Genomic DNA, 18,032 nt, shown 5'->3' on the forward strand with positions numbered 1-18,032 from the left:
TCACTGCCACAGAACCTCCAGAGTACCCGCCGTACCGTCATAGCCGAACTCTTTCATCACGACAGAACAGCTGTTGCAGGGCGGCATGGTCGTGGCCACGTTGATCGAGGTGATCATTTCGCGATCCGGGTATTTTTGTCGGAGTGCGTTGATCAGCTTGGACTCGCTGTCCAAAGAGGTCGGGCGGCTGGTCATCGTCGGGTTGTAGGTGTCAATGTCCTTTATCGTGTGCGGAATGGCCAGTACCTTTCCTTCGTTTGTGACGTTCAACGCCGTCCTGGTAAATGTCTGGCCTACGTCGATATTGAAGTAGGTGGTCCCGTTGATGATGACTTCATCCGGGGCGAACGGAGGCTTGAACAGCGGTAGTTCTCCGGTAAGTCCTTGCGCACCTGAAACGCTGACATAAACCTCCCGCTTCCCCGCAGCAGTGGTTACTTCGGCGTACGCGATGTTTCTCGCGTTATGAGTGCGCTCGCTTTCAGGGATCAAGTTCTGAAGCTTTTTCATCGTTCTGTCGATCCGCAGGGCGCTGTCCACATTCTTCGGTTTGATGATCGATTCAACGAACAACGTATCGAAAATTTCCACCGTCTTCTGGCGGAACACTTCCGGTGCCTCCTTGCTGCGTGACCAGTTTTTCGCACTGTCTGGCAGACGGGTGACGATCATTCGAGTCGAGTGATCGAACAGGACCGCTTCGCCTGGGCTGGTATCGACCTTGATCAATCTGAGCGTATCGGGTGGGTTGGCATGGCCACCTATCCGTATGGCGATCTCTTCCATCGTTTTTAGCGCGCGTTCAACCACATCCACACCATAAATCCTCGCCATGTTGTTGGCATTCAACGAACCGGTGTACACCACCATCAATTCGCGCCGCAGTTCGGTGGGCAAGGTTGACGCTTGCTTGAAGACCAGTGAGTCACGCAGGCTTTGTCCTTTCGCCAGCTCGGCAACGTAAAAATCCCCTGCATCAAGACGTGTGAAAACATACCGTTTCGATCCGTCGATCGAATCGGCGATGATGGCTCCGGCGTGGAAGGTATCGGTTACACCCTTTTCCGTGACGCTGACTTTGACCCGCCCGTACATGCCCTTACGGAACTCCATCGTCGCGTCGAGTGTTGTGTGAGTGGCCAACGAAGCCCTTTTCAGGGGGACGCCGGCAGCGCCTGGTGTATAGATGCTGTCGCCGAACCAGGTGGCCCAGCCCTTGGTTTCATCGAACGTGCCCACCGCGGGTGTCGGGGCCGGGTCTCGCATCACATAGCGGGTCGTGCACACGTCTCCCGGGGCGCGTCGCGGTCGGCAAGGTATAGACTTCAACGAATCGCTCGGGTCAATCAAGTCCGCACGGTGCAGTGTGTCGCCCTTCAATCGGTACGGCACGTCATCGATGAACAGCGTGGTGCGGCCGTCCACTTCAAGCACTTCGTGTACGTGGCGAGTCTTGGATACCTCCACAACCGATTGCTGGTTGCGGCTTTCCAGGGTGCTGTAGTGCGATTGCCCAGGCGAGAAATCACTGGCGCGGGTGTTTAACGAAGGGCCGTACGGCTTTGAGGATAAAGGATCGACCAAGCGCAAGTCCGTCTTGCCAGTGGTGCCGATGTTGCGTATTGGCACATCGTGCAGGCCTTTAATGCTGGCTAACTGATCAAACTGCGTTGCAGGCTTCCAGCGTCCGGCGTCGCTCAACTGAGGCAAGCTGCGCACGTACTCGTAGTAGCGGACTTTCCCCACGAGTTCGTTGAATCTGAACGTGACGGCTTTATAAATGTATCGCACCGATTTGCCCAATCCCTTGAGCAGCGCGGGAATAATCTCAAGCGGGTTCAACTCTCGCAACGTCGATACCAGCAGCGTTTTTGTCAGTGTGGTGAATGAAGGAAGCGTTGCGCGCGTGGCCAGCCGGCCTGCGTTGTTGATCAGTCTTATCGAACCCGTGGCGAATTTGCCAATGGGGATCACGAACGAAATCACGTCGAAAAACAGGCCGGCTATCCCCAACGCGATGCGGTTCTTATCGCCTGACATCACGTCTTCGACAGGACCCCAGAACGGTACAAACATCTTTGCGATCATCAATGTCTTTCTGCGTTGAGCTTCTTCGAGTTCAAACTTGGTCTGACCCTTCGCAAAGGTGCGCAACTCTTGCGGGTCAACGAACAGGAGTTCGGTGGCTATGTGTCGACTGATAGCCACTGAACGGCTGGAAGACAGGGTCAACGGGGCGCGTTGATGATTTTCGGTGACTTCGGAAACTGCGTTGAGCGCCGGTGGCAGTTGATCGATGATGGCCTCACAGAAAGCCGTAGCCTTGGGCGGGGTGCCGTTTGAGTGCGCGTCCCAATCGAAGGGTAAATGCCTGTCGCGGATGACATTTACATAGGCACCATTGGAAGCGGTTGCCATTGCCCCGATCCGGGGAGTCAACAACGCCGCATCAAAGTTTTCGAGACGACGTATCACACCGGCTCTGGGGAGAAGCTCGTAAAAGGTGGTCACGGAAACCGCGGCTTCATCCCCGATGGCTACTTTTGTTTGAATCGCTTGCAGTATCACGCCGTTGCGCGCTCTGAGCGGCAAGGTTATTTCGGGCGTCTCGTCCTTGGCCGCGACTTTCTTGGTTTCCTTGCGCAGGCTGTAAATCTTCACTTCGCCCACCTCCAGCGCCAGGCGGTCGGCGTACGGAAGTGAGGTCAATAGCGTGACAATCAATGTTTGATAGGCCGCCGTAATTGTTTCCAGATGCTGCTTGAAGGCATCGTCAAACAGCGCAGGGGCATCGGGGATTTTGGTCCACGGCGACAGGACTAGCTGACGGCCTTCCCAGTTGAATCCGGGAGCTGGCCACGGTCTTTCGGTTTTTACATGCCGGTCCTCGTCCATCCTGATCCATTGTTTGCTTAAGGTCACGCCGTCGGCCTCAGTCACAAACCATCGTTGCTGATCGTCGAACATGCCGGACGCCAACACATCGGCGAACGAGTAATACTTGTATTCCTTGCCCCGCAGTGGCGGTGGGTCGCGAAAGCCGATCGAAGCCAACTCGTCATACCTGGCCAGTTTGCGTCCATCGGTAGTGAAGGCTTCATTTCCGAACAGCGTTTTTATTTTAGCCTTGGCAATGGACAGGCGTTTGGGGGGCTCTTCATTGATGTGCAGAACCGCTTGATTGACCTCTTTCGAGTGTTTTTCCAGTTCGGAGCAGGCGCGTTCGATGTCGGCTTGCGTGTAGTCCTTGAGGTTTTTTTGCGCAAGGAAACCAAGTGTGACGGCCCAATCCAGCGTTGGAAGCAGCCTGGTGAGATTGATGAGGTTCAATTCTTCCGTCGTTGCCACTTCGGCCCGGTGCATGGGCACGTTGACCAACTGCTGGAAACTCAGCCTGTACAGCAATTCAGGTGAGACGGCGTTTACGAAATTGACGCCATTGACGAAATTGACCCAGACGACCGAACTCCGATAGGCGAGATCTTCCGGAATATCCCTGATGCGAAACTCGATCGGAAACCGGGGCAAAAAAAGCTGGGCCATGACGATTGCTTCTTTCACCGTGGCTGCCAATTTTGCAGTGCGCAAATGGGTTTCAAATTCGTTGCGGATAGCCTTGTATCCCTTTCCCCAATTGGAGCGGGACTGCAGGTCATAACCGGCGATCAGGTCGGGGTTGTCCAAAGTCTGTGCAGAAAGCCAATACTGCAGCGCGTTGGCGACCAGTCTGGTCCGGATGAAAGGAGAGGTCTCCTCGTCCGCATTCCCGCCGTACCACTTCATTGTGCTCAGTAAAATGTCGGCCAGCTTTTCGGCCTCAGGGCTTTGCAGGATTTTTTCCAGATAAACAGCCGGTGTCGCGCGGACTTGCCCGATCGTTTCCGAGGAAAGAATGCTTTTGGCGAGATAGTGCAGTAGTAACGGTTCGTCCTCAGGCAAAAACAGATTGACCGCATCGATTATTTCGGCGCGAACCTGGTCGTTATGGAGTAATTGCGCATCGAGTGGAGTGTCAGGAAATGCGTGTTGGAGAAGCTGAAATTTTTCCCGCTCCCGTTCTGTGGGCGGGCGCTTCAGATCGAGCGCTTCGAAATCGTCTTCCAGCCTCAAGCGATGGCTGGCGATTTTTTCTTGAAGGGCTGCAATAGCGCCCGGATGTTCCTGCGGATGTAGGCGCCTCCACGGGGCAAGCCCGTAAAACTGGCATATCCTCTCCATGCTGATGTAGCGGTTAGAGTGTATCGCTCCTCCCAGTAACGTCGCGGCCTGTTCGATCCGGGTCTTCAGCACCTGCCATTTTGAAAACTCCGTCAATGCCAAAGAAACTCGGTTGCCGTCGGTATCCCAGGCTTGATAGATAAAGTTGCCTTCATTGAAGCTAACGTAAAGATCAAAGTGCTGAAGTTTGAGCTTTGTACACATCGCTATGTAGTCGTTATCGCGCAGTAATTGCCACAGCGCGTTGTACCCGTCCTCGCTCACTCTATGTAGCGGTGAAAAAGGTCGAATCGGTATTGAGTTATGCAGATTGACGTCGCGCATTGCCGTCAGCATGAGTTCGTAATCTTCTAACTGGCCTCTGTACATCTGAGCATGTGAGAGTGTGGAGGGCGGTGTCGCGCTTAAAGTGTCTGTTGGCATTAGGGAGCTTCTCTTGAGTGTCAGTGGATTGGCGCATCGCTCAACGCAATGCAGCCGTGGTCCGATTTCAAGAGAAAATGAGCAAGAAGGAGCGGTACATAGTTATGGGGTGGCGTTTTTTTCGGGGAACTGTCGTGCGTGGTGTGTCCACATCTCTCTCTGAAAACAGTTATTTACCTGCACTTGCCCATAGAAAGGGCTTCTCGCTTGCCGGGATCGAAAACGCACCCTAGTCTAGCTGTAGCGATCACGTTGGATGATGATCGGGCAGTGCTAAAACAAGGGACCTCATGAATCGAACGCGGACTCTCGGAACGCCACGGTTGTTGGGCATTGTCTGGCCATTTATCGCCGTCGTGCTGTTTCAGGCCTTGCTGGGCGGCGTCAGCCTTTATGTACTTTCGGCAGTGCGCGGCTATGTCGCCGGTGAAAGCCTCTGGTCCAAAGGCCAGAAAGACGCCATCTATTACCTCAATCTCTACGCCGACAGTCACGACGAGACGATATTCAACAAATACCGGAACGCGATTGCCGTGCCTCAGGGGGGGCATGAGTTGCGGGTGGCGCTGGATGGTCAGCCGCCGAATATCGAAGCCGCGCGCGTGGCGGTCCTCAAGGGCGGCAACCACCCGGATGACGTCAATAGTGTGATCTGGCTGTACCTGAATTTCAGGCACTTCAGTTACCACCAGAAGGCCATTGACCTCTGGAGGGTGGGCGACGCGTATATGGTGCAACTCGATGACATTGCGCGGGAGATGCATCAGCGCATCGCCACCGGCCAGGCCACCGATGCCGATATCAAGCGCTGGAAAGATCAGATATTCGTCATCAACGAAAGTGTGACACCGGCAGCGAAGGCCTTCAGCGATGCCTTGGGTGAAGGCTCGCGGAGGATCCTGCGGCTGTTGCTGGTGATCAACCTCGCCACCGCTCTGGGCTTGATTGTCCTGGCCCTGATGCGCACGCACAAACTGCTCAAACAGCGTCATGCGTTCGCTGACGCGTTGCAGTTGGAGAAGGAGCGAGCACAGATCACCCTGCAATCGATTGGCGATGGTGTGATTACCACCAATGTCGACGGCGCAATTGCCTACATGAACCCGGCCGCCGAGGCGTTGACGCACTGGAAGGCCGAGCAGGCGACAGGTTTGCCCCTGGCTGCGCTGTTCAATCTGCTGGACGAGAACGCCCAGGCCGACGGCTTTACGCTGATCGAGCACATCCTGAGCGGTCAGCTCAGCGGTGGCAGCGAGCATTCCAAGTTGATTCAACGGCTGGATGGCAGCACGGTTTCGGTCACGCTGGTCGGTGCACCTATCCGCAATGCCGGCAAGGTCAGCGGCACCGTGCTGGTGTTGCACGACATGACCCAGGAGCGGCAATACATTGCCAATTTGTCCTGGCAGGCCACCCATGACGCCTTGACCGGGCTCGCCAATCGCCGCGAATTCGAATATCGCCTGGAACAGGCGCTGCACAACCTGACGCGGCATCCGGGGCGTCATGCCCTGATGTTTCTCGACCTGGACCAGTTCAAGCTCGTCAACGATACCTGCGGCCACGCGGCGGGAGACGAGTTGTTGCGGCATATCTGCGCGTTGCTGCAATCGGGCTTGCGCGAAAGCGATACCCTAGCCCGTCTGGGCGGCGACGAATTTGGCATCCTGCTGGAGAACTGTGCGCCGGAAGCCGCGGAGAAAATCGCCGAGGGTCTGCGCCTGACCGTGCAGAACCTGCACTTCGTTTGGAAAGGCCGGCCGTTCGTGACCACTGTGAGCATCGGGCTGGTGCATATCAATCAGCACCCGACCACCCTCGAAACATCGCTGCGCGCCGCCGACATGGCCTGCTACATGGCCAAGGAAAAGGGCCGCAACCGGGTTCAGGTCTATCACGCCGATGACTCGGAACTGTCCCTGCGCTTTGGCGAAATGGCGTGGGTGCAGCGCTTGCACATGGCGCTGGAAGAGGACCGCTTTTGTCTGTATGCCCAGGAAATCGCAGCATTGGGTCATGTCGAACAGGGGGGCGGGCATATAGAAATCCTGCTGCGCCTGCATGACGAAGCCGGGCGCATGATATTGCCCGACAGTTTTATTCCGGCGGCGGAACGTTATGGGTTGATGACTTCGCTTGATCGCTGGGTTGTGCAGAATGTTTTCAAGATCATTGCCCAATGTATATCGGAGAAACACAAAGAGCCGTTGGCGATGTGTGCGATTAATCTGTCAGGCACAACTATCGGAGATGAGGCGTTCCTGGACTTCCTGCGTCAACAGTTCGTTACTTATTCCATACCTCCTGAAATGATTTGTTTTGAAATCACTGAAACCAGTGCTATTTCCAATCTTGGAAGTGCAATTAGATTTATTAATGAACTCAAAGGCTTAGGTTGTCACTTTTCGTTGGACGACTTTTGCGCCGGTATGTCCTCATTCGCCTATTTGAAACATTTGCCTGTAGACTTCCTGAAGATCGACGGGAGTTTCGTAAAGGATATGCTGGACGACCCGATTAACCGCGCCATGGTCGAAGTGATCAATCACATCGGTCATGTAATGGGTAAGCGTACGATTGCCGAGTTTGTTGAAACACCCCAGATTGAGCAGGCATTGCTGGAGATCGGGGTGGATTACGCTCAAGGGTATGTGATTGAGCGCCCGCATCTGTTTACCTGCGATAGTTTACAAAGTCGTCCTGCCAGGCCTCAGCCGTTGTTGTTCAAGGCGCCTGGCACGTTCCGTTGAAATCTCTTGCTGATCCTTACAATCACAATCAAAAGGAACCCGACAGTGATCGACACATTCAACCGAACCGGCCCCCTCATGGAAGCTGCAAGTTATCCCGCCTGGGCTCAGCAATTGATCCAGGACTGCAGCGAGAGTAAACGCCGGGTTGTCGAACACGAATTGTACAGGCGCATGCGAGACAACAAACTCAGCGCAAAGACCATGCGCAACTACCTCATTGGTGGTTGGCCCGTGGTTGAACAATTCGCGTTATATATGGCACAGAACCTCACCAAGACCCGTTTTGCCCGCCATCCCGGCGAGGACATGGCGCGACGATGGTTGATGCGCAACATTCGTGTGGAATTGAACCATGCCGATTACTGGGTGCACTGGAGCCGTGCGCATGGCGTCAGCCTGGAAGATCTGCAGGCGCAAAAGGTGGCCCCTGAACTTCACGCCTTGAGCCATTGGTGCTGGCACACCAGTTCGGCGGATTCGCTGATCGTGGCCATTGCTGCCACCAACTACGCCATTGAAGGCGCGACAGGTGAATGGTCGGCGCTGGTCTGTTCCAATGGCCTCTACGCGGCATCGTTCCCCGAAGAAGATCGCAAGCGAGCCATGAAGTGGCTGAAGATGCATGCCCAGTATGATGACGCCCATCCATGGGAAGCGCTGGAAATCATCTGCACGTTGGCGGGGCTGAACCCGAGCACGTCACTGCAGGCTGAATTGCGCGCGGCCGTGTGCAAAAGCTACGACTACATGTTCCTGTTCCTGGAGCGTTGCATCCAGCTTGAGCATTCGGCAAAGGCTCCGGTCGCGCGTGAGCGCAGGGCATTGGCCGAAAGCTGATCTGTCGTACAACCATTGAAAAAGCCCGCGCCCTCTGTCGAGGGGCGGGCTTTGTCGTATTGGTCGCAAGCCCTCAGGCGCTGACTTTCAGTCCAATCAGTCCGGCAATGATCAATGCCACGCTGGCCAGCCTGAACAGTGCCATGGACTCACCAAACAGGATGATCCCGGCGATGACCGTGCCGACGGCACCGACGCCGGTCCAGATCGCATAGGCCGTGCCCAAGGGCAATTCCTTCATCGCCAGGCCGAGCAGGCCAAGGCTGATGGCCATCGCGGCAACCGTCAACGCAGTAGGGAGAGGACGGCTGAAACCATCGGTGTATTTCAGCCCGACAGCCCAGCCCACTTCGAACAGGCCGGCGAAAAACAGAATGATCCAGGACATGAGAGACCTCCATCGATTGACGGGGTCGTCCCCAGATTAATGACTCGATCGAGCCGCGAGGTCGTCCTCACGTTGCGCCGTATGGTGCCCATCATTAACCCGGGGATCAAGTTTGGCGCTTATTCAGTCACTTGCCGAGCCGCCGTTTCCCGATCTTCTTTCTCACTCATCCGGCGGAAATACGTCGAGAGCAGCGCTCCGGAAATGTTGTGCCACACACTGAACAACGCGCTCGGCACCGCCGCCAGCGGCGAGAAGTGAGCACTGGCCAGCGCGGCGCCCAAACCGGAGTTTTGCATGCCGACTTCCAGCGCCAGGGATTTACGCTGAGCCAGGGGCAGCTTGAACAGCCGTCCGGTGAAGTACCCGAGCAAGTAGCCAAAGCTGTTGTGCAGCATCACCACGGCCATGATCAGCAGGCCGGACTCGGCTATTTTCGCCTGGCTGGCAGCGACGACAGCGGTGACGATGATCACGATGCTGACCACGGAAACCAGCGGCAACACGTCCACCGCGTGGCGAACCCGGTCGCCTAGCAGGCGCTGAGCGACCACGCCGAGCACGATGGGCAGCAGCACCACCTGCAGGATCGACCAGAACAGCTCCATGAATGACACCGGCAACCAGGCCGAAGCCAGCAACCAGATCAACGCCGGGGTCAGCAGCGGAGCGAGGAGGGTGGTGACGGCGGCGATGGCCACCGACAGCGCCAGATCCCCGCGGGCGAGCCAGGTCATCACGTTCGAGGAGGTGCCGCTCGGGCAGCAGCCGACAAGAATGACGCCGACGGCAATTTCCGGCGGCAAGTGGAACACCTGGCAGAGCAGCCACGCCACACCGGGCATGATCACAAAATGCGCAACGACGCCCAGCGCCACGCGCCACGGATGGCGGGCGACTTCAGCGAAATCTTCGAGTTTGAGGGTCAGGCCCATGCCGAACATCACCAGCCCCAGCAAGGGGACGATGGCGCCTTTCAGGCCGATGAACCACGCCGGTTGCATGAAGGCCACGACGGCGAAAATCAGAACCCAGTAAGCGAAGGTGTTGCCGACAAAGCGGCTCAATGCAGCCAGTGCACGCATGGCCTGATCCTTATTATTAAGTAGCACTGCAAAAACCACTGTGGGAGCGAGCCTGCTCGTGAAGGCGGTTCATCATTCAACACTTATGTCGTCTGACACTCCGCTTTCGCGAGCAGGCTCGCTCCCACAATGGGTATCACCTGTTGTTAGATCCCTTGCGGAGTCTCTTCACCGCCCAGCGCTTCAACCAGCGCCGGGAGGAAGTCGCCGAAAGTCAGCATCATCAGGGTGAAACTGGCATCCAGCTGGCCGAGGGCCTCTTCGCCGCCGTCCTGTTCCGCCTGATCCTGCAGCAGGTCTTCGAACTTCAGGCGTTTGACCACCATCTTGTCATCGAGGACGAAGGACAGCTTGTCCTGCCAGGCCAGCGACAGCTGAGTGACCACTTTGCCGGTGCTCAGGTGCAACTGGATTTCTTCGCTGGTCAGGTCCTGACGCTTGCAACGCACGATACCGCCGTCTTCGTGGGTGTCGCGCAGCTCGCACTCGTCCAGCACAAAGAAGTCATCCGCGGCTTTCTGGGTGGTGACCCATTCCGTCATGGTGGCGGTCGGGGACATTTTCACGGTCAACGGACGTACCGGCAGGGTGCCGATCACTTCACGCAGGGTCGACAGCAGGTCTTCGGCACGTTTCGGGCTGGCCGAGTTGACCAGAATCAGACCTTGTTTCGGCGCGATGGCAGCGAAGGTCGACGAACGACGGATAAAGGCGCGCGGCAGGAAGGCCTGGATGATTTCATCCTTGATCTGGTCGCGTTCCTTTTTGTAGACCTTGCGCATTTGTTCGGCTTCGATCTCTTCGACCTTTTCCTTCACGGCGTCGCGCACGACGCTGCCGGGCAGAATGCGTTCTTCTTTACGCGCGGAGATCAGCAGGAAGTCGCCGCTGACGTGCACCAGTGGTGCATCTTCGCCCTTGCCGAAGGGCGCGACGAAACCGTAGGTGGTCAACTCCTGGCTTGCACATGAACGCGCCAGTTTGGTGGCCAGTGCAGTTTCCAACGCCTCGGCATCAAAAGGCAGATCTTGGGTCAGGCGATAGATAAGCAGGTTTTTGAACCACATGGGGCGAGTCTCTCCTTTATACAAAGTGGGGCATTATTCTCTTCGTGGCGCCATAGGCCAACCCTTCTCTAAGCCTTTGGAAGGCCTGAAAAAATTATTTAAAAAAGTGCTTGCCAGAGGTGAGGTCGCTCCGTAGAATGCGCGCCACACCGAAAGTGAAGGGTGATTAGCTCAGCTGGGAGAGCGTCTGCCTTACAAGCAGAATGTCGGCGGTTCGATCCCGTCATCACCCACCATTCGCTTCAAGTGTTACGCGCAGCGGTAGTTCAGTCGGTTAGAATACCGGCCTGTCACGCCGGGGGTCGCGGGTTCGAGTCCCGTCCGCTGCGCCATATTCGGTAACCTGGAACGCTGAACGCCAGGTCACCACGGAAAAGCCCGCTAACGCGGGTTTTTTTCTGCCTGAAGTTCCTGCAGGATGCGTCGTTTCACTGGTTTTCAGATTTTTTTGAATTATTTATCAATTAAATCAACACTTTATGAAAATCTGTGGCACAATGCGCCCCGCAACGAAGGTAAAGGGTGATTAGCTCAGCTGGGAGAGCGTCTGCCTTACAAGCAGAATGTCGGCGGTTCGATCCCGTCATCACCCACCATTTACTTTCAACGCTACGCGCAGCGGTAGTTCAGTCGGTTAGAATACCGGCCTGTCACGCCGGGGGTCGCGGGTTCGAGTCCCGTCCGCTGCGCCATATTCGGTAACCTGGAACGCTGAACGCCAGGTCACCACGGAAAAAGCCCGCTTTAAGCGGGCTTTTTGCTGTCTGGGGTTTGGCTTTTTTGCTGGCTCCTACTGAAAAAGCGACCTTCGGGTCGCTTTTTTCGTTTGTGCCTGCTTACTGTTCGGCGTTTCTGCTGTGCCGGTAATCGCTGACTGCCTCGTAAACAGCTTTGCGCAAGCGGTTGATGCCGCCAATCGGGCGATGGGCCTCCACTCCGAACCATGGATTGAATGACTGGTTGTCGCATTGCAGGTTCAGCGCTGGCGTGTCGAAGTCCTGAGCGGGTACGTTGATCCGCGCCACTGTCTGGAAAGGCGCGTCGCTTTCCCTCCATTCAACACTGGTGTCTTCGATCGGCATGTACTTGTCTGCATCTTGCTGCTGGATTTGCAGTACAAAACAGGCGGGCGCACGGTCGGTCGACAGCTGCTGGTTCAGCGCATTGCGCAGAAAGTTCGGTAACTTCTGGTTTTGCGCGGGCAGGGCGTAGGCCGGGCAATTGGCCGGGGCGGGCATGACCCGAAACTTGGCATTGGCCTCACCGAATTTGTAGGGCGAAACCGAAAAGTACGTCGTTTGGGTCGGGCTCGGTGGTGGCGGAGAAAGCGTCGCCAAGGCGATAAACAGATGACGAACCTGCCAGGTGCGTGGATCCCAGCCCGGAAAGAACGCCATTACCTTTTTTCCGTCAGCCTGAGCGGCGACATTCTGACGATACTCGGCGACATCGCTGACAAAGAAGTTTGGATGGCTGAACATCACGAAGTCCTGCTCGCCGCGACGCTGTTGATCGCTGAGCAGTTGTTTGCCTGGCACATCGAGCAGTTTGATCGCCATGCCCCGTGCATCGCGGATGCTGTCGAATTGCGGGTAAGCATTGCCGTTGGACAGGCGCAACGTCGCTTGCCAGGTCTTGCCCGGCTCACTGAACACACCTTGACGCAACTCTGCCGCGAGATCCGGCAACACCTGCACCTCGGCCTTCACGCAGCCATGGGCCTTGGCATGGGCATCACGTAGATAACGGGTGCTTTCGCGGTGTTGATCGACAATCCGCACGGCGGTCTGGATCACATCCTGGGTCATGGCGGCCTCGCCATCCGGAATCTGCTCCAGTGCCGAGACCGGTCCACGGTGCTGCCAGGCAAACCAGGCAGTGGCCAGTGCCCAGCCGAGCAAACCGATGCACAGCAGAATCAGCAGGGTTTTGCCAAGCAGGCGGCCCAGCCACAACCAGAACCGGGCGAGCATCGGCAAATCCTTCTTGAAGGTGGTCATGATCATGGTAATTGCGCCTCCAGCGGGCCGCCCAGCACTTTCAGGTACTCCAGCAACGCCCAGCGTTCCTCGGGTTGCAGGAGTCGGCCAATCACCCCGTTGCCGTGTTTACCGGCGCGGAACTCATGGCCACTGTTGTGGTTGCCGGTAAGGCGTGTATCGAACAGGAAGCCGTTGGTGAAGGCTTCGGTGCGATAGCCCAGATGTTTTGGGTCGTACTCGAATGTGCCTTTATAGAAGGTGGCCGCGCGTTCGTATTGGGGCGAGAGCAATTGATAAATGCTCGGCACCGATCCGTTGTGCAGGAACGGCGCTGTCGCCCAAACGCCGGCCAACGGCCGAGCCTTGTAGGCGACCTTTTCACGAACGCCGATCGGCAGGCCGAAGCCGTCGAGCCGGGGTTTCTCCACTGCTGTGACCTTGGCCTCCCGGTAAGCCCTGTCCTCGACGAAAGCCGTGACGTAGGCCAGCCCCTTGGCCACCGAAAGCTGACTCAGGTCCAGCGGTTCTTCCGGTGTCGGGTGCAGCTTCACGTCCATCTGTGCCAACTCCGTCGGGTCCCATTGCAGCGCGGTCAGGTCGAAACGGTGGCTGGCAATGTTGTTCGCTGCAGTTGGATCGGTGCCGATGACGTCGACGGGCAGCATGTGTAACTGCTGCACCCAACGCTCGCCTTCCTGGGTTGTCCGTGGGACGTGGCAGCCCGCGCAGTTTTCCGTAAACAGCGCTCGGCCCTTGGCCGCGAGCGGTTTGTCGATGGCTCCGAGCAGATCTTCCGGCCAGGCCGGCGGTTTGAGTCGCTGCAGGGTTTCTTCGATCTGGTGTAAGTCGCGCACCCGGACGCTGGACGGGTAGCGATAGTCGCCCTTGAGTGGCTGCCCATTGCTGTCGAAGAAACTCAGCGTGGCGCCTACCCCCAGGGCCTCGCCGATGTTGCGAGCCATCGGCTGCTGTGCCGAACCGTTCCACTGCACCCAATCGAAGGTCCACATGTCCCACAGTTGTGGATAATCGACAGGCGCGTTGGCTACCCGATAGTTGGTGGGTGATATCGCGTCACCAAAACTGGCGTTGGCAATACGCCCGAACGCATCGGTACGGCCAGGGCCTTCCTCGGTAGGGTAGAGCCCACGGTGAGTGTCGTTCCAGGCGACTTTCAGGAAGGTGTCGAGAGAGGTCTTGAAGTCTTTGCGCAGTTGTTGATGCCGGGCGTCGTAGTCCTGGCCCAGCACGTTGCGAGCGAAACGCTCGAATTTCCATGGGTTGTAGTAAGTCGAAGCGAGACTGGCGACCAGTGCCTGTCCGAAACTGCCACCGCGCAGTGTAGGAACGCTGGAAGGCAAGACATGCTGCGCCGAACCGCCATCGATGCGGATAGCCTGGCCGTTGAAACGCAACTCGCCGGTGTGGCAGGCGGCACAGGTGATGTCCAGAAACTGGTCCGGGTTGCCTGGGTTTTGATGGCGGGCAAAGCCCACGGGCAGGTTGCCGGGGTTATTGGGCGTGGCTTTCTGCGCGGGATCGACCAGAAAACCGAAGCGCGCGAGGTATTCCGGAGCGGCGAACCGCTGTTGCGAAAAAGGCAGTTCGAGCGCGGTGAACCAGTCGTAGCGCAAGCCTTTGACTTGAGTGCCTTGGGGCGTGAAGTAATAGGTCTGGCGGTCCGTTGCGCTCCACTGCTCCAGGTAATGCACCTGCTGCGCGGGCGTCCAGGTCGGCAGTTTCGGGTTGGCGACGTAATACAGAATCACGGCCAGGCACAGGCCCAGCAACGCAACGATCAGAACCAGCAAGCGATAAAAGAGGCCCAAGATAAACATCCTTGTCGATTTGTCGCTCTCTTATGCCTGAGCTGCAAACGTGCGGCAAGTAGCCATTACGCCAAGTATTGTGGGACAGGTCAGTTGTGTCGGTGAGGCGAAGATGACAGAAGCTTCATCACCCGATTCCGGAAATGCGTTAAAACACCTGAACTTATCAGAAGTTTCCTGCTCTCATGCCGGTAGCCATTGGTCGTGGCCGCCTGATAAGCTCGCGGCTTTACTCGATTGCCCTTTAGGCGCATGAACAAGGAAATAGCATGAAACAGCATCGGTTGGCGGCGGCGGTGGCCCTGGTTAGCCTGGTACTTGCGGGTTGTGACTCGCAGACCAGCGTAGAGCTGAAAACCCCGGCGCAAAAAGCTTCCTACGGGATTGGCCTGAACATGGGCAAGAGCCTGGCTCAGGAAGGCATGGATGATCTGGACTCCAAAGCCGTTGCCCAGGGCATTGAAGATGCCGTCGGCAAGAAAGAACAGAAGCTGAAGGATGACGAATTGGTCGAAGCCTTCGCGGCACTGCAGAAACGTGCTGAAGAACGTATGGCCAAAATGAGTGAAGAGTCGGCAGCCGCCGGCAAGAAGTTCCTCGAAGACAACGCCAAGAAAGCCGGTGTTACCACCACTGCTTCGGGCCTGCAGTATGAAGTGGTCAAGAAAGCCGACGGCGCACAGCCCAAGCCGACTGACGTAGTGACTGTTCACTACACCGGCACCCTGACAAACGGCACCGTCTTCGACAGCTCCGTCGAGCGCGGCAGCCCGATCGATCTGCCGGTCAGCGGCGTGATCCCGGGTTGGGTCGAAGGCCTGCAACTGATGCACGTTGGCGAGAAGTACAAACTGTACATCCCTAGCGAACTGGCTTACGGCGCCCAAAGCCCAAGCCCGGCGATTCCAGCCAACTCGGTGCTGGTTTTCGAGCTGGAGTTGCTGGCAATCAAGGATCCGGCAAAACAAGACGACGCTGCCAAGTAATTAGCGCCTGTCCTGACAACAACGCCTCGCCTATGCGGGGCGTTGTTGCATCTGGCGTCCGGCAAGGGTAAACAAAGCGAACGGATGTTGCAGGCAGGAGTCATAGCCATTGAGAGCGCCTGCGCTAGCGGCGCCGGAGCGCCAAGTCAATGAAATCTTGGGTTTTTTTATGTGAGTAAAAAACGCCCGATCTGAGTTGAGCCCTTATGAAACGGGGCTTTCAGCGGTGAAATGCAGGTCTGTTCACAAGGTTATCCACAATTTGTGTGGATAACATTTCAGCGGGAGGAAAGATGAAAACGCCTTGGAATTTTGCTCGTTTCCTGCCATTGGCCGGACGCCTGCTCGCCCGTGGACGATTGCCGACGCTGCTGTTCGCGGTGGCCAGCAAAGGTGCCAGCCAGGGTAACCGTTTGGGCAAGCTCAAAGATGACCTGCGTTTGTTGCAGGCGCTGTGCCTGGCTTACTGGCGCGGTGAATATCGGGCCATCAGCCCTAAAGCGCTGATCTCGGTGGTGGCAGGTCTGATGTACTTCCTGAGCCCGGTGGATGCTATTCCTGATTTCATTCCGGTGTTCGGCATGCTCGATGACATCGCCGTGCTGGCCTGGCTGATGAAGGTCCTCGACGACGAACTCAACGCCTTCCGGGCCTGGCGCAACCGCCAGTTGCCGGAGAAGCTCGCGGTGGTCGAGCGTTTGCCCGCTACCCCGGAGCAACTTCAGCTGCAGGGTCCGAAAAATAGCTGAGTCGATTCAGGATCATCCCTATATTCATGCCCCCGCGACCTTGGCCGCTGTTAGGATTACACTTCTAAGGAAAAGCGCCGACTCGCTAAGTGTCGTTGTCCTACGGGGAAGTCATGGATATTCAGATAATCACACGCGAAGGCGAGCCCGAGTATGCGGTTGTTCCGTGGGCTCAGTATCAGGCTCTACTCAAAGCAGCAGGTATCGATCAACAACCGTCGCGGGTCGCCCCGGAGCGTCACGCGGCAACACCAGACCAGATTCTTCCGGGTCTGGATCAACTACGCAGTTTGCGCGAAGGGAAGGGCATCGCCATCGAGGCGCTGGCCCGCACGGTAGGCATCAGCCCGTCTTATCTGGCCTTGATCGAAAGTGGCGAGCGTCAACCCGACGCAGCGATTCGCCGCAGCCTGGCCTGGGAATTGACGGTGCCAGGGTGGAGGGATGAATCGTGAGCGTACGCATCAGTCGTCAACATTGGGATGGGTTGCTGGGTGAGCTGGATCAGGCGCGCCGCCAGCGTCATCTGCTGACTTACCGCGCGTTGCTGGAGCGTCTGCAATTGCCGACGCCGGCCATGCAGACCCTGACCGCGGCCCTTGAACACTTGGCCGCACTGGACGCCAAGGCCGAGCAGCCACTGCGCAGCTCGCTGGTGATCAGCCAGGGCGCGAGTCGCCTGCCGCGCACCGGTTTCTTTGAATGTGTCGAGCGCCTGGGGCGTTTCTCCGGTCCGTCCGATGGCGTCGCCGCCGCCTCGTGGCATGCCTCGGAAGTGGTGCGAGTCTTCGAATACGAATACCCCGAATCGGCGGAAGCCTGAGTGTTTTTACGACTCAAGGCACGGGCCTCTTACTGGTTGGCCCGCAGGCTGTTTCACTGGTCATGGTTTGTGCGCCAGCCCCGTGGCTGGAAATGGCTCGAGGGCCAGTTCGCGCGCATGGCTAACCTGGGTGATGTTGGTGCCCAGAGCTTCTATGGCCATATCCTGACCTTTCGCGGCGTTGGCCTTGGGGCACGTGAGGAAGGTGTCCGATTGTTGCGTCTGGCGGCGTTGGCGGGCGATGGCAAGGCGGCGTATCAGGTGGGCGTGATCTGCCTGGCAGGGACGGCGAGCAAAGCGCCGGATCCGGATGAGGCGGCTCGGTTTTGGGCGATGGCTGCAGAAGCAGGACATCCGTTGGCCGAGATCAAACTCAAAGAGTTGGTGTCTCGCGGGTCTGAGTAATAACCCCACAGTTGTCCGATAAACGAACGTGGCGTGAGGGAAACCTCTCGCCACGTTTGCGTTTTTGCCTGCGTGTTTTTCGGTGATCAATATTTAGAGATTTGCCCTACAGCCACACCCTACTTTCCTGACTTCTTTCTGGACTGATCCCCCGCAAAGTCTCGCGCGCCCATTTTCTGCGCGAGGGATTGCTCATGATCGACCCGATTTTTCGCTTCACTTCATGCCGCGCGGTGGGTTGATGGAGCACATCGACCGTATCGAGCGGGAACTCGACAGCTTTCCGGACACCTTGTCCCTGTACCGCGAACAGCTGAAGCGTTGGTTCAACCGAGCGGCGGACACGGTCAGTCGCGCCACGGACATGCCTTCGCTGTTGGACATGGAGCGGCTGATAAAGCTTGGCGATTCGACGACCGCGGTGAGTAGTCGCGACGATGATTTTTTCTCGGGTTTTGCGCGGTGTCCTGCGAACGGAACTCTGGAG

The 18,032-nt window shown here is 57.2% G+C and carries 14 protein-coding genes and 4 tRNA genes; 12 read left to right on the forward strand and 6 right to left on the reverse strand.

Annotated features, from left to right (window positions below):
* On the reverse strand, positions 1-4,587 hold the full coding sequence (locus F8N43_RS27480; RefSeq protein WP_150654631.1) for a deaminase domain-containing protein: 4,587 nt from the start codon (positions 4,585-4,587) through the stop codon (positions 1-3).
* A 344-nt stretch (positions 4,588-4,931) separates the two neighbouring features.
* On the opposite strand from F8N43_RS27480, the gene F8N43_RS27485 reads away from it, so the two are divergent.
* Together F8N43_RS27485 and F8N43_RS27490 are read left to right on the forward strand one after the other, a co-directional pair.
* Positions 4,932-7,391 (forward strand): EAL domain-containing protein, encoded by a 2,460-nt coding sequence (locus tag F8N43_RS27485; RefSeq protein WP_150654626.1) that lies wholly within the window; start codon positions 4,932-4,934, stop codon positions 7,389-7,391.
* Positions 7,392-7,469: 78 nt separating this feature from the next.
* A complete protein-coding gene (locus F8N43_RS27490) occupies positions 7,470-8,231 on the forward strand; it encodes a TenA family transcriptional regulator (RefSeq protein WP_412071759.1) in 762 nt (253 codons plus the stop codon).
* A 73-nt stretch (positions 8,232-8,304) separates the two neighbouring features.
* Here the strand turns inward: F8N43_RS27490 and sugE are convergent, their stop codons facing one another.
* From sugE to rdgC, 3 genes are all read right to left on the reverse strand, one after another.
* Positions 8,305-8,619, reverse strand: coding sequence for a quaternary ammonium compound efflux SMR transporter SugE (gene sugE, locus F8N43_RS27495; RefSeq protein WP_010456757.1), 315 nt, complete (start codon positions 8,617-8,619; stop codon positions 8,305-8,307).
* A gap of 119 nt (positions 8,620-8,738) precedes the next feature.
* Complete coding sequence (locus tag F8N43_RS27500) at positions 8,739-9,704, reverse strand: bile acid:sodium symporter family protein (RefSeq protein ID WP_150654627.1); 966 nt, start codon at positions 9,702-9,704, stop codon at positions 8,739-8,741.
* A 146-nt stretch (positions 9,705-9,850) separates the two neighbouring features.
* Complete coding sequence (gene rdgC, locus F8N43_RS27510) at positions 9,851-10,771, reverse strand: recombination-associated protein RdgC (protein WP_008035659.1); 921 nt, start codon at positions 10,769-10,771, stop codon at positions 9,851-9,853.
* A 160-nt stretch (positions 10,772-10,931) separates the two neighbouring features.
* Here rdgC and F8N43_RS27515 point away from each other — a divergent pair.
* The 4 genes from F8N43_RS27515 to F8N43_RS27530 all read left to right on the forward strand — a co-directional run bounded on the left by F8N43_RS27515 (position 10,932) and on the right by F8N43_RS27530 (position 11,463).
* Positions 10,932-11,007: transfer RNA gene (locus F8N43_RS27515), tRNA-Val, on the forward strand.
* Positions 11,008-11,026: 19 nt separating this feature from the next.
* Positions 11,027-11,103 (forward strand) — tRNA-Asp (locus F8N43_RS27520).
* A 188-nt stretch (positions 11,104-11,291) separates the two neighbouring features.
* A tRNA-Val gene (locus F8N43_RS27525) sits at positions 11,292-11,367 on the forward strand.
* Positions 11,368-11,386: 19 nt separating this feature from the next.
* A tRNA-Asp gene (locus F8N43_RS27530) sits at positions 11,387-11,463 on the forward strand.
* A gap of 144 nt (positions 11,464-11,607) precedes the next feature.
* Here the strand turns inward: F8N43_RS27530 and F8N43_RS27535 are convergent.
* Positions 11,608-12,777, reverse strand: a complete 1,170-nt coding sequence (locus F8N43_RS27535) for a catalase family protein (protein ID WP_150654629.1) — start codon at positions 12,775-12,777, stop codon at positions 11,608-11,610.
* A complete protein-coding gene (locus tag F8N43_RS27540; RefSeq protein WP_412071007.1) occupies positions 12,774-14,591 on the reverse strand; it encodes a di-heme-cytochrome C peroxidase in 1,818 nt (605 codons plus the stop codon). The genes F8N43_RS27535 and F8N43_RS27540 overlap by 4 nt, the downstream gene beginning before the upstream one ends.
* 260 nt (positions 14,592-14,851) lie before the next feature.
* On the opposite strand from F8N43_RS27540, the gene F8N43_RS27545 reads away from it, so the two are divergent.
* The 6 genes from F8N43_RS27545 to F8N43_RS27570 form a co-directional block, all read left to right on the forward strand.
* Positions 14,852-15,568 carry an FKBP-type peptidyl-prolyl cis-trans isomerase gene (locus F8N43_RS27545; RefSeq protein ID WP_150631668.1) on the forward strand — a complete coding sequence of 239 codons (717 nt, stop codon included), beginning with the start codon at positions 14,852-14,854 and terminating at the stop codon, positions 15,566-15,568.
* 293 nt (positions 15,569-15,861) lie between these two features.
* On the forward strand, positions 15,862-16,317 hold the full coding sequence (locus F8N43_RS27550; RefSeq protein ID WP_150631667.1) for a YkvA family protein: 456 nt from the start codon (positions 15,862-15,864) through the stop codon (positions 16,315-16,317).
* A gap of 113 nt (positions 16,318-16,430) precedes the next feature.
* Entirely contained in the window at positions 16,431-16,772 is a 342-nt protein-coding gene (locus F8N43_RS27555; RefSeq protein ID WP_150631666.1) for a helix-turn-helix domain-containing protein, read from the forward strand.
* On the forward strand, positions 16,769-17,140 hold the full coding sequence (locus tag F8N43_RS27560; RefSeq protein ID WP_003223109.1) for a hypothetical protein: 372 nt from the start codon (positions 16,769-16,771) through the stop codon (positions 17,138-17,140). The genes F8N43_RS27555 and F8N43_RS27560 overlap by 4 nt, the downstream gene beginning before the upstream one ends.
* Complete coding sequence (locus tag F8N43_RS27565) at positions 17,141-17,545, forward strand: sel1 repeat family protein (RefSeq protein WP_150631665.1); 405 nt, start codon at positions 17,141-17,143, stop codon at positions 17,543-17,545.
* Between the two features lie 241 nt (positions 17,546-17,786).
* The coding region (locus F8N43_RS27570) for a hypothetical protein (RefSeq protein ID WP_150654630.1) at positions 17,787-18,032 on the forward strand (246 nt) is incomplete at its 3' end.

Source organism: Pseudomonas fluorescens (genome assembly GCF_902498065.1).
GTDB lineage: Bacteria > Pseudomonadota > Gammaproteobacteria > Pseudomonadales > Pseudomonadaceae > Aquipseudomonas > Aquipseudomonas fluorescens_BJ.

What these genes read in the sequence shown, in the direction of transcription:
- rdgC (WP_008035659.1), bottom strand. Translation starts at nt 10,771, where the DNA reads ATGTGGTTCAAAAACCTGCTTATCTATCGCCTGACCCAAGATCTGCCT.
- F8N43_RS27480 (WP_150654631.1), bottom strand. Translation starts at nt 4,587, where the DNA reads ATGTACAGAGGCCAGTTAGAAGATTACGAACTCATGCTGACGGCAATG.
- F8N43_RS27490 (WP_412071759.1), top strand. Translation starts at nt 7,470, where the DNA reads ATGGAAGCTGCAAGTTATCCCGCCTGGGCTCAGCAATTGATCCAGGAC.
- F8N43_RS27540 (WP_412071007.1), bottom strand. Translation starts at nt 14,591, where the DNA reads ATGTTTATCTTGGGCCTCTTTTATCGCTTGCTGGTTCTGATCGTTGCG.
- sugE (WP_010456757.1), bottom strand. Translation starts at nt 8,619, where the DNA reads ATGTCCTGGATCATTCTGTTTTTCGCCGGCCTGTTCGAAGTGGGCTGG.
- F8N43_RS27535 (WP_150654629.1), bottom strand. Translation starts at nt 12,777, where the DNA reads ATGATCATGACCACCTTCAAGAAGGATTTGCCGATGCTCGCCCGGTTC.
- F8N43_RS27485 (WP_150654626.1), top strand. Translation starts at nt 4,932, where the DNA reads ATGAATCGAACGCGGACTCTCGGAACGCCACGGTTGTTGGGCATTGTC.
- F8N43_RS27500 (WP_150654627.1), bottom strand. Translation starts at nt 9,704, where the DNA reads ATGCGTGCACTGGCTGCATTGAGCCGCTTTGTCGGCAACACCTTCGCT.
- F8N43_RS27555 (WP_150631666.1), top strand. Translation starts at nt 16,431, where the DNA reads ATGGATATTCAGATAATCACACGCGAAGGCGAGCCCGAGTATGCGGTT.
- F8N43_RS27550 (WP_150631667.1), top strand. Translation starts at nt 15,862, where the DNA reads ATGAAAACGCCTTGGAATTTTGCTCGTTTCCTGCCATTGGCCGGACGC.
- F8N43_RS27545 (WP_150631668.1), top strand. Translation starts at nt 14,852, where the DNA reads ATGAAACAGCATCGGTTGGCGGCGGCGGTGGCCCTGGTTAGCCTGGTA.